This is a genomic window from Planococcus maritimus (genome assembly GCF_001592825.1).
Taxonomy (GTDB): domain Bacteria; phylum Bacillota; class Bacilli; order Bacillales_A; family Planococcaceae; genus Planococcus; species Planococcus maritimus_C.
Window position 1 is genome coordinate 1 of record NZ_LTZG01000009.1, and the last position, 660, is coordinate 660.

The window sequence follows — 660 nt, forward strand, 5'->3', positions numbered from 1 at the left end:
CCTTAACCTTGCATGTAATCGTAACTCGCCGGTTCATTCTACAAAAGGCACGCTATCACCCATTAACGGGCTCTAACTACTTGTAGGCACACGGTTTCAGGATCTATTTCACTCCCCTTCCGGGGTGCTTTTCACCTTTCCCTCACGGTACTGGTTCACTATCGGTCACTAGGGAGTATTTAGCCTTGGGAGATGGTCCTCCCGGATTCCGACGGAATTTCTCGTGTTCCGCCGTACTCAGGATCCACTCTGGAGGGAACGAACTTTCAGCTACGGGGCTGTTACCCTGTCTCGCGGACCGTTCCAGGTCGCTTCGCTTAATCCGTTCCTTTGTAACTCCGTATAGAGTGTCCTACAACCCCAGAAGGCAAGCCTTCTGGTTTGGGCTGATCCCGTTTCGCTCGCCGCTACTTGGGGAATCGCATTTGCTTTCTCTTCCTTCAGGTACTTAGATGTTTCAGTTCCCTGAGTCTGCCTTCTCATGTGCTATGAATTCACACATGGATACTGCTCCATTACGAACAGTGGGTTTCCCCATTCGGAAATCCCCGGATCACAGCTCACTTACAGCTCCCCGAGGCATATCGGTGTTAGTGCCGTCCTTCTTCGGCTCCTAGTGCCAAGGCATCCACCGTGCGCCCTTATTAACTTAACCACTGA

At 51.7% G+C, this 660-nt stretch carries 1 rRNA gene; it reads right to left on the minus strand.

The features are described from left to right. Nucleotides 1–655: ribosomal RNA gene (locus AY633_RS08700) — 23S ribosomal RNA — on the minus strand; the annotation flags it as partial. Nucleotides 656–660: the final 5 nt, after the last annotated feature.